The 13,874-nt window shown below is 65.9% G+C and carries 15 protein-coding genes; 8 read left to right on the top strand and 7 right to left on the bottom strand.

The annotated features are described in order from the left end of the window. Positions 1-47 precede the first annotated feature (47 nt). Positions 48-710: a DUF4126 domain-containing protein gene (locus tag ACFO0A_RS05100; protein WP_379537883.1), complete on the top strand. Its 663-nt coding sequence runs from the start codon at positions 48-50 to the stop codon at positions 708-710. On the opposite strand, the gene ACFO0A_RS05095 is transcribed toward ACFO0A_RS05100, so the two are convergent. Continuing rightward, a complete protein-coding gene (locus ACFO0A_RS05095) occupies positions 680-1,693 on the bottom strand; it encodes a dipeptide epimerase (RefSeq protein WP_379537882.1) in 1,014 nt (337 codons plus the stop codon). The genes ACFO0A_RS05100 and ACFO0A_RS05095 overlap by 31 nt on opposite strands. Continuing rightward, positions 1,650-2,906: a polyhydroxyalkanoate depolymerase gene (locus tag ACFO0A_RS05090; RefSeq protein WP_379537881.1), complete on the bottom strand. Its 1,257-nt coding sequence runs from the start codon at positions 2,904-2,906 to the stop codon at positions 1,650-1,652. The genes ACFO0A_RS05095 and ACFO0A_RS05090 overlap by 44 nt, the downstream gene beginning before the upstream one ends. Before the next feature lie 278 nt (positions 2,907-3,184). On the opposite strand from ACFO0A_RS05090, the gene ACFO0A_RS05085 reads away from it, so the two are divergent. The 4 genes from ACFO0A_RS05085 (at position 3,185) to ACFO0A_RS05070 (ending at position 7,631) form a co-directional block, all read left to right on the top strand. After that, positions 3,185-4,591: a sugar transferase gene (locus ACFO0A_RS05085; RefSeq protein ID WP_379537880.1), complete on the top strand. Its 1,407-nt coding sequence runs from the start codon at positions 3,185-3,187 to the stop codon at positions 4,589-4,591. A gap of 162 nt (positions 4,592-4,753) precedes the next feature. Further along, positions 4,754-5,014: a hypothetical protein gene (locus ACFO0A_RS05080; protein ID WP_379537879.1), complete on the top strand. Its 261-nt coding sequence runs from the start codon at positions 4,754-4,756 to the stop codon at positions 5,012-5,014. 315 nt (positions 5,015-5,329) lie between these two features. Further along, positions 5,330-6,430: a tyrosine-protein kinase family protein gene (locus ACFO0A_RS05075; RefSeq protein ID WP_379537878.1), complete on the top strand. Its 1,101-nt coding sequence runs from the start codon at positions 5,330-5,332 to the stop codon at positions 6,428-6,430. A gap of 25 nt (positions 6,431-6,455) precedes the next feature. Beyond that, positions 6,456-7,631, top strand: coding sequence for a tetratricopeptide repeat protein (locus tag ACFO0A_RS05070; protein WP_379537877.1), 1,176 nt, complete (start codon positions 6,456-6,458; stop codon positions 7,629-7,631). A 115-nt stretch (positions 7,632-7,746) separates the two neighbouring features. Here ACFO0A_RS05070 and ACFO0A_RS05065 read toward each other — a convergent pair whose 3' ends face one another. After that, the gene (locus ACFO0A_RS05065; protein WP_379537876.1) at positions 7,747-8,232 is read right to left on the bottom strand and encodes a glycine zipper 2TM domain-containing protein; all 486 of its coding nucleotides are present in this window, start codon (positions 8,230-8,232) and stop codon (positions 7,747-7,749) included. Positions 8,233-8,396: 164 nt separating this feature from the next. Here ACFO0A_RS05065 and rarD point away from each other — a divergent pair, with 164 nt between their 5' ends. Further along, positions 8,397-9,344, top strand: a complete 948-nt coding sequence (gene rarD, locus ACFO0A_RS05060; RefSeq protein ID WP_379537875.1) for an EamA family transporter RarD — start codon at positions 8,397-8,399, stop codon at positions 9,342-9,344. Here the strand turns inward: rarD and pyrC are convergent. After that, positions 9,341-10,408 carry a dihydroorotase gene (pyrC, locus tag ACFO0A_RS05055; protein WP_379537874.1) on the bottom strand — a complete coding sequence of 356 codons (1,068 nt, stop codon included), beginning with the start codon at positions 10,406-10,408 and terminating at the stop codon, positions 9,341-9,343. The genes rarD and pyrC overlap by 4 nt on opposite strands. 83 nt (positions 10,409-10,491) lie before the next feature. Here pyrC and ygfZ point away from each other — a divergent pair, with 83 nt between their 5' ends. Further along, positions 10,492-11,241: a CAF17-like 4Fe-4S cluster assembly/insertion protein YgfZ gene (gene ygfZ / locus ACFO0A_RS05050; protein ID WP_379537873.1), complete on the top strand. Its 750-nt coding sequence runs from the start codon at positions 10,492-10,494 to the stop codon at positions 11,239-11,241. A gap of 6 nt (positions 11,242-11,247) precedes the next feature. Here ygfZ and ACFO0A_RS05045 read toward each other — a convergent pair whose 3' ends face one another. Then, on the bottom strand, positions 11,248-11,829 hold the full coding sequence (locus ACFO0A_RS05045; protein WP_379537872.1) for a TetR/AcrR family transcriptional regulator: 582 nt from the start codon (positions 11,827-11,829) through the stop codon (positions 11,248-11,250). Positions 11,830-11,857: 28 nt separating this feature from the next. Here ACFO0A_RS05045 and ACFO0A_RS05040 point away from each other — a divergent pair, with 28 nt between their 5' ends. Then, on the top strand, positions 11,858-12,751 hold the full coding sequence (locus ACFO0A_RS05040) for a metal-dependent hydrolase (RefSeq protein WP_379537871.1): 894 nt from the start codon (positions 11,858-11,860) through the stop codon (positions 12,749-12,751). A gap of 39 nt (positions 12,752-12,790) precedes the next feature. On the opposite strand, the gene ACFO0A_RS05035 is transcribed toward ACFO0A_RS05040, so the two are convergent. Both ACFO0A_RS05035 and rpmA read right to left on the bottom strand, forming a co-directional pair. Then, complete coding sequence (locus ACFO0A_RS05035; RefSeq protein WP_379537870.1) at positions 12,791-13,387, bottom strand: GNAT family N-acetyltransferase; 597 nt, start codon at positions 13,385-13,387, stop codon at positions 12,791-12,793. A gap of 216 nt (positions 13,388-13,603) precedes the next feature. Then, positions 13,604-13,873, bottom strand: a complete 270-nt coding sequence (gene rpmA, locus ACFO0A_RS05030) for a 50S ribosomal protein L27 (RefSeq protein ID WP_379537869.1) — start codon at positions 13,871-13,873, stop codon at positions 13,604-13,606. Position 13,874: the final 1 nt, after the last annotated feature.

Raw genomic sequence — 13,874 nt, 5'->3', positions numbered from 1 at the left:
TTGCGAGGCCCATCTAGCCTTCCCGACCATCGCAGGGAGCAGGCTGGATGGGCACCGCAGTTCACCCGTTTGGAATCGTGGAAATTCTTGGCCTTGCGGCAAGCGTCAGTCTGCTTGCGGGATGGCGGCTGTACCTGTGCGTTCTGGCGACGGGGATCGCGATGCGCAGTGGGCTGGTTCCCCTTCCCGATCACCTCGCTTCACTCCAAGTGCTGGCCAATCCGTGGATCATGGCGGTGGCGGGGTTCGGCGCCGTCGCCGAGTTCTTCGCCGACAAGGTCGCCTGGCTCGATTCCATCTGGGACACGGTCCACACCGTCATCCGCCCGCTTGGCGGGGCAATGCTGGCGCTCGCGATCGTCAATCCGCAGGACCCCGCGATGCAGGTCATCGCGTTCCTGCTCGGCGGGGGAAGCGCGCTGCTTGCGCATGGAGGCAAGGCCGGCGCCCGTGCGGTGGTGAACACCAGTCCCGAACCGTTCAGCAACGTCGTGGTCTCGACGGCCGAGGATGTCGCGACAGGCGGCCTCTTGTTCCTCGCATTCCATAATTCTGTCGTTGCGGCGGGGATCGCGCTGGTTCTGCTGGTCCTGGCGATCTGGTTGCTGCTGCTGGCGCGGCGGGTGCTGCGGCGCATTTTCGTCCGCCGCCCTGCATCGACCCCGGTCGGAACGCCCGATCAGTCGGGCCAGAGCATCCCGCCCTCGTAGCGCAGCGGGTTGAGGACGTCGGCGGCAAGCAGCGCCGGCCCATCAAGGTCCACCCAGCGTGCGAGCCCGGTCAGGATCTGCGCGAAACGCACGGCACGGCTGCTCGACAGCATGCAGCCAAGCATCACGTCCAGTCCCGCGCTGCGCGCCGCGCGGGCGAGATCGAGCGCGGCGGTCAGTCCTCCGGCCTTGTCGAGCTTGACGTTCACGGCCTGATAGCGTGTCCCGATCACGGGAAGGTCCGCGGCCACATGGCAGCTTTCGTCGGCACAGAACGGAACCGGCGCCCCAATCCCCGCAAGCGACCCGTCGCGGCCCGCCGGCAAGGGCTGCTCAATCAATTCGACGCCCAGCGAGGCCAGGGCCGAAGCCTCGGCCAGAACCTGGTCAGGCGCCCAGCTTTCGTTCGCGTCGATCACCAGCCGGGTCCGTGGCGCCGCAGCGCGGACGGCGGCAATGCGCGCCCGATCCAATCCGTCGCCGGCCAGCTTCGCCTTCAGCAGGGTGAACCCGCCCGACTGCGCCTCGCTTGCGGCCGCAGCCATGTCCGGGGGCGTGGCGAGCGAGACGGTGAAAGCGGTGGCTACCGGCCCCGGCTCGGGCAAGCTTGCCAGCGAAGCCAGGCTGCGGCCCTTGCGCTGGGATTGGAGCGCCCACAATGCGCAATCGAGCGCGTTGCGTGCCGCCCCCGGCGCCATCTCATCAAGCAAGCGGCGGCGGTCGTCGTGACCGCCAGAGGCTGACCAGCCTTCGATCTGAGCGACGCAATCGGCAGCGGTTTCGCCCCGATAATAAATCGGCGTACCCTCGCCCTCGCCGACGTGAACGCCGTCGCTCGCTTCGCAAACGACGACATCCACGTGCGTCTTGGCGCCGCGCGCGATCGTGAACGCCCCCGCGACCGGGAACCGCTCCACCCACGCGGTAAACCGCATGGCTTCAGTTGACTGCGGCGAGCCGCTTTCGCGCCGGTACCCTGGCATGAGCCGCGATCCATTCGTCGACCACGGGCGCGATCCGCGAACGCCACCGCGACCCGTTGAATATCCCGTAGTGGCCAACTTCCTCGGCCAGCAGATAGCGCTTCATTGCGTCCGGCAGGTTGGGAGTAAGCTTCAGCGCGGCCCGGGTCTGGCCGATCCCGGAGATATCATCGCGCTCGCCCTCGATGGTCAGGATCGCCGTGTCGGTGATGTCGCTCAGGTCGACCGGGGTGCCGCGGTGAATGAACTCGCCTTTCGGCAGGGCGTGTCGCTGGAACACGACATCGACCGTCTGGAGGTAGAACTCGGCCGACATGTCACAGACCGCGCGGTATTCGTCGTAGAAAGCCTTGGTCGCGTCAGCCCCGTCCTCGTCGCCTTCGACGAGGTGCTTGAACAGGCCCCAATGGCTCATCATGTGGCTGCCCAGGTTCATCGACATGAAGCTGGCGAGCTGGATGAAGCCTGGATAGACCTTGCGGCCGGCGCCGGGGTAATTGATCGGTACCGTGGCGATCACGTTGTGATCGAACCATACGTGCGGCCGGCCAACCGCCATCGTATTGACCTGGGTGGGCGCCTCGCGCGTGTCGATCGGTCCACCCATCATGGTAAGGGTGAGCGGCCGGCACGGATGATCGACCTTGCCCATGATGGCAGTCGCCGCCAGCGCGGGAACCGATGGCTGACAAACCGCCATCATATGCGCGCCCGGGCCGATATGCTCGAGGAAACCGACGATGTAATCGATGTAATCGTCGAGATCGAACGTGCCCTTATCGAGCGGGACGAGCTTCGCGTCGGCCCAGTCGGTGATGTAGACGACGTTCGTCTCGAGCATCCGTTCGACCGTGCCGCGCAGCAGGGTGGCGTAGTGACCGCTCATCGGCGCGACGATCAGGAGGCGCGGCGCATCATCGGGCAATCCCGAATGCGAGAAGCGCTTGAGATCGCCGAACGGGCGGGTGACGACGGTCGTCTCCTCGACCGCATGCTCGGTTTCGCCCAACGTGATGGTGTGGATGCCGAAAGCGGGCTTGCCGCGCGGCGCGGCCGCGTGCGCGAATACCTCGAGCGCCGAACTCGCCATCTGCCCCCAGCCGAGGTTGGCGGGAGGATAGCGGCGGTCGGCCAACATGTCGGCCAGGATCGAGGCCCAGGCGCTGCCGGCGTTGAGCAGCGACCGCTGCAATTCATAGGTCTTGTAGAGCATGAAGCGGCCCTTTGCCTGTAGCTTTGCCTACTTAGTTGGACCCGAACGAAGCGTGTTGCAATGCAGCACCCTCGATTTTTAGCGCATGCAGCGGAATTTCAACGAAACCATCGCGCCAACGTGAAAATTTGCGCGGCAGCGCAACAACATAGTGTTTACAGATGATCCGCCGAGGGCGATAACCCCGCCGGCATTGGGACCCCAATCCTGCTGTGATAGGCAGTTCCAATGCAAGAAACCGCTCTGACCTTGCCGGCCGGATGACCCCCATTTTGGATATGGTAGCCTCGCAAATCGCCGCCACTCGCCCGGAAGCGGCCCCGGCGACACCTTCGCTGGGCCTGCCGCTTGCCCCGCCGATCGAACGGCGGCGGCTCCAGGTCTATATCGTCCTGCTTCTAGTCGATGCCGCCGCGGTTCTCGCCGCGTTTTCGCTGGCCGGCTATCTCTACTTCGGTGACGCGCTTCACGCCCAGGTTATGCTCGAGGCACAGCTCATCGTCCCGATTTACTGGACCGTCGCGATGAGCAACGGCGCCTATGGTGCGGAAGCCGCACTCAACGCGCGGAAGGGCGCAGCCCGTGCGGTCTTGGCGATCCTCCTCGCCGCGGCAACCATCGTGTTCCTCGCATTCTTCCTGCGGGCCTCGCAGAATTTCTCGCGCGCCATCTCGGCGCTGGGCACGTTGCTGTCGGTGGGCGCAATCGTTGCCCTGCGCGACAATCTGACCCGCTTCGCCGCTTGGCGTTGCGGCCCCACCGCAATGAACCAGCTAGTTCTCCTCGATGGCGGACACCCGCTGGACCTGCCCAATTCCTACCAGATCGACGCTCGCCAGCACGGGCTGGAGCCGGACGTCAACGACCCGCATGCGCTCAACCGGATCGGCCTGTTCCTGCGCAACATGGACCGGGTCATCGTTTCGTGCACTCCTGAGCGCCGAGCCGCCTGGTCGCTCGTCCTCAAGGGCGCCAATGTGCAGGGCGAGATTGTCGACGACCAGGTGAGCGAGCTTGGCGTCCTCGGTGCGCGGCGCAGCGGGGGTTATGGCGCTCTGGTCATTGCGACGGGCCCGCTCGGCCTGCGCAACCGTATCCTTAAGCGCGGCCTCGATGTCGGCCTGGCGAGCGCCGTGCTGGTCCTCCTCAGTCCGCTGCTCCTGCTCACCGCGATCGGCATCAAGCTCGAGGACCGGGGCCCGATCCTGTTCGTGCAGCGCCGGGTGGGACGCGGGAACCGGTTCTTCTCGATCTACAAGTTTCGTTCGATGTCGGTCGATCAAACCGATTCGCACGGTACCGCGTCGGCACAGCGGAGCGATCGCCGCGTGACCCGGATGGGCAGGCTGATCCGGTCGAGCAGTATCGACGAGCTGCCGCAGTTGGTAAATGTCCTGAAAGGCGAGATGAGCCTCGTCGGCCCACGGCCCCACGCCCTTGGCTCCCTTGCGGGCGACAAGCTGTTCTGGGAAGTCGACGCGCGTTACGGCATGCGCCATTCGCTGAAGCCGGGATTGACCGGACTGGCCCAGGTACGCGGATTGCGCGGGGCGACAACGCACGAGAACGACCTCGCGGGCCGCCTTCAGGCCGATCTCGAATACCTCGAAGGCTGGACGATCTGGCGCGACCTCGCGATCCTGGCCCGTACCCTGGGCGTCATCTCCCACCATAACGCGTTTTAGCTTCGCAGAACCTCGACCGGCCGCAGTTGGCTGCACGAAAAGCACCAAAGTGTGGGCTAAGCGCCTCAAGCGCTTATTTTTATTGCAACTGCGAAAACTATTTTGAAAGTTCGCCGTTTCATTATACGAAGCCGGTAATTCAGTATGTTGGAGCATCCCCCGATGAACGCAGTCAAGAATGCCGCAGCCATTGCTGCCGCCTCGATCCTGGCCCTTTCATCGCCGGCCAACGCCCAGTCGACTCGTTCTGCCGACGCCCTGCCGACGGCTGCAGCGGTCGATACGGCCCGCGCAACCGCTCCTGTCGAATCGGCCAACGAAGTTGGCGGTCACTCCTTCATCCTGATCCTTTTCGCCCTGATCGGCGCGATCGGCCTGCTCGTCGCGGCGAGCGGCGGCGGCGGCAACGACAGCCCGGGCTGATCGCTGGCACTGCCGGATAACCTCTAGCAGTCCCTCTTCCTGATCTTGCGCACGTCATCGCTTTCTGGCGCTGCCCGTGCCTCAACAGCTTCCAGGTTTCTCACCGTTCCCACCGCCGGCACCATAGATTGGCCGGCGGTCGTTTTGCTCGTGGCCGCCGTTATTTTCGGCGGCGGCGGCTCTCCGGCTCCTGCGGCTGAACTCCTGGTAGAACTGGTCGCTGCGGCGGTGATGGTCTAGTGGGCGGCCGACCGCCGGATTGCTCCTCCGCCGCGTTCGGCCGTCGTCCTTGCCGTCGCGGTCTTCGCCTTGCCCTTGCTGCAGCTCCTACGCCTGCCGCCCTCGCTTTGGACCGCACTTCCCGGTCGCGGGGATATCGCCGCCGCGCTTGACCTGGCGGGATCCGGCGCCACGTGGCAGCCCCTCTCCATCTCACCGCCGCGCACCTTTGCCTCGCTCCTCTCGCTCGTTCCCCCTCTCCTGATGATGGCCGCAACTGCCTCGGCCAGCCCTGCAACGAGGCGCACATTGCTGCAGACACTCGTTGAGCTCGTCCTGCTCTCGGCGCTGGTGGGGATGGCTCAGGTTGCGACGGGGGCCGAAGTCCTGCGGTTTTATTCGAACAGCCACATGGGCTATCTCACCGGGTTCCAGGCCAATCGCAACGCACAGGCCGACGTGCTGGCGATCGCGGTCATGGGCACAGCGGCACTCTATTACGATCACTCCTCTCGCCGCAGCGCCGGCTGGGCGATTTCTTGCGTCGTCATGCTCCTCTTAGCCCTGCTGCTGACTGGCTCGCGTGCCGGCGTCGCGATTGGCACGCTCGTGACAGCGTTCGCCGCTCTGTGGCTAGGCCGCACGCGCGTCCCTGCGCTTGGCCGGGTCAATGCGCCCATTGCCGCCGCCGCGCTTGCCGTAACTCTCGCCGCGGGATGGGCTAGCGGGCTATTCGGCAAGCTCGCCCAGCGAGGAAGCTTCGGCGGCGAGGCTCGCCCGCAACTGGCCGCACACCAGTTCGCCGCGGTCGAGCCGAACCTAACTCTCATCCCGTCCGGCCCGATTCCGCCTAGCCCGACCGAACTTCTCTCCACATCGCGCTTCAGCAAACTGCTGGATGAAATGGAGGACCAGTTCGATGTCGTCGTGATCGACAGTCCGCCCGTCCTCGGCCTTGCCGATGCACCGCTCATTTCGGCGCTGGTCGATGGCGTGGTGATGGTGGTCGAAGCAAACGGGGCACGCCGTGGGTCGACGCGTTCGGCGCTTGGCCGGCTGCGGATGATGAACAGCACCATCCTGGGCGCGGTGCTGACCAAGTTCCGGCCCGAAGCGGGCACAAACCGCTATTCGGCCTACTACGGCGCACAATATTATCACTACAAGGACAGCGAGACGGCCCCTGCCGCCTACTGATACTGCCGTCGCCCGCACACGCCCTGTGCGGATCGCGGCGATCGTCGTCGCGCTCGGCTTCGCTGCAGCCGCAGTAACCTCCACGATCGACCGCCTGAGCGAGCGGTCGGCAGCCTTAGCCCAGGCGGTCCCCACACCGTTTCGCGCGCAAGGATGGCGCACTCTGGCCGCGCAAGCCCTTGCCCAGCATCACGCTCCCGGGGCGCTGCTGCAGGCCCGCGCCGCCGTCGCCCACGATCCGGGCGACTGGCGCGGTGCGGCCCTGATCGGCGCGGCCCACCTTGAGCAAAAGGATTTCGCCGGCGCCGATGCAGCCTATCGCGTGTCCGCACGGTTCGGTTGGCGCGAGCCCACGACCCAGCTCTACTGGGCGGCGCGCAGCCTCGACGCGGGCGACGTGCGCCTCGCCAGCAAACGGATTGACGCGCTGCTGCGGCAGGATCCGCGCATGGCGCAAGGCACCCAAGCCATCGCCGTCCTCGAAGTGTCGCCCGCGGGGCGCGCCGCATTGGCCGAACGACTGTCCGCGCGGCCCGAATGGCTGCCCCTTTTCCTGACCGACCTTGCCGGGCTGGACGGCACCCGGCTCGAACGGCGCGCAATCGTGGCCCAGGCACTCGCCGCTCGCGGCGTATCGGTGGGCTGCGTCGGGATCGGCTCGCTGGTCACCGCACTTCTCTCCGCCAATCTTCCCCGCCAGGCCCTGGACCTCTGGCGCAGTCAGTGCCCGACGGCCGGTGGTAACGCCGTTCCGGTCGACGGCGGGCTCCACAGGTTGGGCGATCTTGCCACCCCCGGTCCGTTCGACTGGACATTTCCGGGCGACAGCGACGTGACGACCGGGATCGGCAGCTTTCCGGCCCGCTCGCCGCGCGGCGGCAAATATCTGGGGGTGAGCAGCACCGCGCCGGTCGCAAAACCAGTGATGTCCCAGCGCCTCGCGCTTACGCCCGGCCGCTACCGCCTGGCGTGGTCCGCGATCGACGAGCAGGGAAATCCCAGTTCCCCGATCAGGCCCGGCGTGGCGTGTTTTCTGGCCGATAACCTGGCCCTCGGCAAAGTCAGCGTGAGCAAGGGAGGTCCCTTCACCGCAACATTCGCGGTGCCAGCCGGATGCACTTCGCAATCGCTGTCGTTCTCGATTATCCCCGGGGCAGGCGCGGCCGCGCTCACCGACATCACAGTCAAGTCGATCCGCTAGACCTCGCCAGATCGGCGGAAACTGCTCGCAAACGAGAAAGGCTCCGGATCGCTCCGGAGCCTTCCCTGCGATGCGAAGAGCCTAGGGCTTTCGCATGGTCGCTCGTGCGATGCCGTTAGCGGCAGCGCGAGTTGTTGCGGTCGACCGAACGGCCAAGCAGGGCACCGCCCGCCGCCCCGAGAATGGCGCCAAGCGTGCGGTCGCCACCGCGGCCCGCGACTTCGCGGCCCAGCAGGGCGCCGGCGGCGCCACCGATCAGAAGACCGGTCGTACCGTTCGAGCGGCGGCAATAGTACCGGCCGTCGTTACCCTGCCAGACGCGGGTATTGGCATAGACCTGCTCGCCGTAAGCGCGCTGGTTGTAATAGGGCTGGGCATAGGCGCGCTGGCCATAGTAGCCCTGATTGCGCCAGCCATTGTGGCGGCCACGATCGCTGTGCTCCCAGCGGTCGCCGTCCTCGTCATCGTGATCGCGGTACACGTCATTGAACTGGGCGTGCGCGATCGCCGGCTGAGTCGCCACGGCAGCGGCGGCAGGAAGGCTGGCCGCCATGAGGCCGGGGACGGCCAGGGCCAGCGCGGCGGTGTGGAACTTGTTCATCGTTACGACCTCCTGGAATTGCCTTCCAACCAGCGGCAGGAAAGCGGCGTTGGTTCATCTCTAGACCCGCCAATCTGAACGTTCGGCAACTGGAACGACAGAATTCCGTTGTTCGACAAGCCGAGCCTCGACAGCGACAGACCGAAGTGCAAAAGCCGCCGACGATGAGCGCGCGCCCCGACCACACCGCTGCGGCCGCGGTCCCGCTGGACCCCGCACCGTTCCCCCATCTGTCACGAAAGCCCGCCAGCGGGCTGCCGATGGCGCTCGGCGCCTACATCGCCTGGGGCTTTCTCCCGCTCTACTTGCGCCTGCTACAAGAAGTGCCCGCGCTCGAACTCGTCGGCTGGCGAGTCATCTTCACCCTGCCGTTCTGCCTCGCCATCGTGGCGCTTCGCGGACAAACGGGCGAAGTCCTCGCTGCGCTGCGCAATCCGGCGATCCTGGTGCGGCTTCTGGCCAGCGCTGCCTTCATCGCGTTCAACTGGCTGGTCTATATCGCTGCCGTCAACGGCGGGCACATCTACGCCGCGAGCCTGGGCTATTACATCAACCCTCTGGTCAACATCCTGCTCGGCACGGTCTTCCTCAAGGAGCGGCTGAGCCGCACCCAATGGTTCGCTGTTTGGCTCGCAGCACTGGGCGTGGCGCTGCTGCTGGGCGGCGCACACGACACGTTATGGATCAGCCTCGCGCTCGCACTCAGCTTCAGTTTCTACGGACTGATCCGCAAGCTGACGCCGGTCGGTGCGGTCCCGGGCCTGACGGTCGAGTCGCTGCTTCTCCTGATCCCTGCGATCGCTACCGTCGCGTGGTTCGGAAGCACTCCAGCGGGATCAAGCTTCGGCGTCGACCAGACGACAAGTGCGCTCCTCGTGGGTGCCGGCGTCCTGACCGCAGTTCCGCTCCTGCTGTTCGCAGTGGCGGCGCGGCGGCTCGAATATTCCTTGCTGGGCTTCGTCCAGTTCCTGTCGCCCACAATTGCCTTCGTGTTGGGGCTGACCGTGTTCGGCGAGATCCTACGCCCGGTGCAACTAGGGTGCTTCATCCTGATCTGGGCGGCGATCGCGGTATTTAGTTGGGACCTGCTTTCGCGCCGAAAGCCGGGTTAGCGCGCTTCGCGCACGCGCCAGCCCAAGGTCTGTCCGGCGTGGAAGGGAACTATGCGCGTCTGCCCCGCGTCGAGTTCGGCCGGCACGAGGTTATCGCCGCGCTCGAGAACGATCTGCCCTTCGTTGAGCGGCAGACCGTAGAAGCGCGGCCCGTGCTCGGACGCAAATCCTTCGAGCAGGCCGAGCGCCCCCTCCTCTTCAAACACGGCCGCGTAGCTTTCGAGCGCGTAGGGCGCGTTGAAGATGCCCGCGCAGCCGCAATCGGCCTCCTTCGCGCCGCGGGCATGGGGGGCGCTGTCGGTGCCGAGAAAATACTTCGGGCTGCCGGACGTGGCGGCGCTGCGCAGCGCAAGCCGGTGCACTTCGCGCTTGGCGACAGGGAGGCAGTAGGCGTGTGGACGCAGCCCCCCGGCGAACATCGCGTTCCGGTTGATGTGGAGATGCTGTGGCGTGATGGTTGCGGCGACCAGCGGACCGCAGCCATCCACGAAACCGACCGCATCGGCGGTGGTGATATGCTCGAAGACGATCTTCAATCCGGGATAGTCCCTGACGAGACCCGTCATCACCCGCTCAATGAATACCGCCTCGCGGTCGAACACGTCGACTGCCGGGTCGGTCACCTCGCCGTGGACGAGAAGCGGCATCCCGATTTCTTCCATCGCCTTCAGCGCCGGACGGATCAGGGCCACGTCCGTGACGCCCTGCGCCGCATTGGTGGTGGCATGGGCGGGATAGAGCTTGGCCGCGGTGAACACGCCTTCGGCGAATCCTGCGCGCAAGCCGGTTGGATCGGTGGCGTCGGTCAGATAGCAGGTCATCAGCGGGGTGAAGGCCGCGCCCGGGGGAAGTGCGGCGAGAATTCGCTCCCTGTAGGCGCTCGCCATTTCCGCGGTCGTAACGGGCAGAGAAAGGTTCGGCATCACGATTGCGCGGGCGAACTGGCGTGCAGTCCAAGGCACCACCGCGGCAAGCATGGCGCCATCGCGCAAGTGGACGTGCCAGTCGTCGGGGCGGCGAAGCGTGATCGTCTGGGCGGAGGCGGTATCGGTCGGCATCGGCATGCGCGGCCCATGCCACAGGCCGCTGCTGTAGGACAGCGGGCGAACGCACTTGATTTGCCCGGCTGCCGCGCCACTTTGCAGGAATGACCGCAACCCGCCTTTTCGATCGCGCGATCGTTCGCCTGTCGCCCAACGATCCAGACGAGGACGTTGCGGATTTCCTCCAGGGCCTGGTCACTCACGACGTGAAGGGGCCGTTGCCGGTCTGGGCCGGATTGCTGAGCGCACAGGGCAAGGCGCTGTTCGACTTCATCGTTTGGCCATCGGGTAATGACCTGCTGATCGATTGCGAGGCGTCAGCGGCCGATGCCCTCGTCCGCCGCCTGTCGCTCTACCGCCTGCGCCGGGCCATCCGGATCGAACGAGACGACGACGTGGCCGTCCATTGGGAAGGCCATGGCGGCGACGGCGGCGCCGCGGACCCGCGTCTGCCGGCGCTGGGAACGCGCTGGCTCGCCCCCGTCGACCCCGGCGACGAGGCTGCCGATGATGCATGGCGGGCGCACCGACTCTCACTCGGCGTCGCGGAAGGCGCCGCCGAACTCGGCAGCGACGCGACCTTGTGGCTCGAGGCCAACGCCGCCGAGCTGAACGGCGTGTCGTTCAGCAAGGGCTGCTACGTCGGTCAGGAAAATACCGCGCGCATGAACTGGCGGCAGAAGGTCAATCGCCGGCTGGTAGTCGTCCCGCTTGCCGCGTCGGACCCCAAACGCCAGCGCGCGGCCTATCCCGCGCTCGCGCTTGCAGTCGATCACCGCCGGGTGAAGGACATCGACCCCGCTGTCGTGCCGGACTGGCTCCGTCAGGCCTTGACCGAGACAAGTCCGAGCTAGTCTCGCTCAGGCGTTTCCTGCGGCGGCGGCAGCTTCGTTTCGAAGCATCTCTTCGGCGATGTCGCGCGCCGCTTCGCGCTTCAGTCCGAGCGACTGCGACATCGCGCCGCCCATCAGGGCGTCGCCCAGCGCCATCAGAACCAGCGCCAGCGTCGTCTCCGGGTTGGCGGGAAAACCGTCGGCATGGATTTCGTCCAGCAGGTTGTGAACCGCCTCGACGATCGGATCTAGCGCATCCTCGTTGCCCGACACCAGCATCCACGACGCCAGCGCGCCGCCACCCTCCTTGTCGAAGGCGTCGAACGTTAGATCGACGATCTCGCGGGGGGATCCGATCCCGGCGCGGTTGGCGTGGACAGCCTCAGCGATGGTCGCGCAGATCGTGCCGGCGAGATGCGCCGCAAGGGCCTTTTGCAGGCCGGATGCCGAGCCGAAATGATGCAGCAGGTTGGCATGCGTCCGCCCGATCCGCGCCGCTACGGCCTTGAGCGTCACCGATTGAGGGCCCGTCTCTATCAGCAGCGCGCGCGCCGCCTCCAGCGCGGCAGTGCGGCTCTCTTCCGGCGACCAGCGTTTCCTTATTGACATAAGTGTCAGTTACTTTATCTTTGAGGCCATGAATACGATCAATTCCGCAACTCGCGACCTAGAACCCGCAAGCGCCCCCCGCAAGGGGCCGACGCCTGCGGACCTCAGCATCACCGTGCGTGACGAGCGCTTTGGACGAAATGCGAAGCCGCCGCGCTGGTGGCTTAACAACGATCCAGTGGCGACCGCGTGGCACAATGCCCTGTCGGCCACCTTCCCTCGCGGCGAGGCCTTCTTCATCGAGGCGGTCAAGGCCAACCGCGAAGGTGCTTCCCCCCGGCTCGAAGCCGAGATCCGGGCATTCGTGAAGCAGGAGATCAACCACACGCGCGAGCATATCGCATTCAATCGCGCCGCGACCGACGCCGGATACGATCTCTCGCGGATCGACAAGCGGGTCGAGGAAATGCTGGCCCTGACCAAGGACCGACCAGCGATCCTCAACCTTGCCGCCACCATGGCGCTGGAACACTACACCGCAATGATGGCGCACGAATTCATCGCCAATCCCAAGCATTTTGCGGGCGCGCAGGGCGATTCGGGCGACATGTGGCGCTGGCACGCGATCGAGGAGATCGAGCACAAGGGCGTCGCCTACGACACCTGGCTCCATGCCACGCAGCACTGGTCGCGGTGGAAGCGCTGGAAGGTGAAGAGCCTGATGATGCTCGTCGTCACGAGCCGCTTCTTTCGCAACCGCGTGATCGATTCGCTCGATCTGCTGGCCCAGGACGGATTGACCGGCACAAAGTGGAAGGCACGTCTGGCCTGGTACCTACTGGGCAACCCGGGAATCGTGCGCCGTATTCTTCCCGCTTGGCTGGCCTACTTCCTGCCCGGTTTCCACCCGTGGAACCACGACGACCGCGCGCTGATCGGAAAGTACGAGAGCGACTTTCCAGCCGCCGTCATGGCAGCCTGAACAATCGGCCCCCGGCGTTGCGGCCGGGGGCCACTTCGTTCAGGCGGCCCGCATCGCGGGCAGCGGGGCATCGCGTCGACATGGCGCGGGCGAATCTCCGTCGCAGTTGCCGGTTTCGCCCAGATCGATCGCATAGCTGACCGAATCGACCGCCACGCCTCGGCCCTTGCTGTGGCGCCGCGTGATGTCGCCCGTGGGCCTGAACCCTACCTTCCTCAAAACCTTCCCCGACGCGGGATTGTCGACGAAATGACCCGCCTCGATCCGCCGGTGGCCGAGCGTGTGCGCAAGGCGCAGGAGCGCGCGTGCCGCCTCGGTCGCAAAGCCCTGGCCCCAGTAGTCGCGGCCGATCCAGTACCCCAGCTCGGCATCGCCGCCGCCGGAACCATCGACAGGCGCCATTCCGCAACTCCCGACGAGGCGCGGCCCTGTCGCGCCGGGAAGCGTCACCAGAAAGTGCGGAAAGCGCTTGTCCTGTGCCCGTCCGGCAAAGTCCCGCGCATGTTCAGCGCGATAGGGCCACGGCGCGCGGGCGAGGTTGTGCACGATGCCTTGGTCGGCAATGCGGTGCAACAACTCCTCCCAGTCCTCGGGCCAACCCGGGCGCAGGAACAGGCGTTCGCTACGGATGAACATTGTATCTCTCCTCATCGTCGCCTGCCGCATTCCTACGCGCGGCTGATGACACTCGTGTGGCGCGATGCGCCGGGCCGACCACTGTTTCGGGTGGGCGGTACGTGTGAGGGAGATGCAAAAAGAGGGAGACGGGCGGGGCCCTCTCCCTCGAAACTGCCGGGCTAAAAGGGCCCGGCGGGGCCATCCGTCAAGGATGGCCCATGATCGACCATCCGGTTATTCGGCAGCTTCTGCCATCATGTCGACCGACACGTACTTTCGGCCAAGCTTGCCGTCGTGGAAGCGCACGCGGCCTTCACCGAGCGCGAACAGCGTGTGGTCCTTGCCCATCCCGACGTTGGCGCCCGGATAGACCTTGGTTCCGCGCTGGCGGACGATAATGTTGCCGCCGATCACTTCCTGACCGCCGAACTTCTTCACGCCGAGGCGGCGGCCTGCCGAATCGCGACCGTTGCGCGAAGAGCCGCCTGCTTTCTTGTGTGCCATC

This window comes from Novosphingobium tardum (assembly GCF_042652045.1).
GTDB lineage: Bacteria > Pseudomonadota > Alphaproteobacteria > Sphingomonadales > Sphingomonadaceae > Novosphingobium > Novosphingobium tardum.
This window is presented reverse-complemented; position numbering and strand designations above follow the sequence as displayed.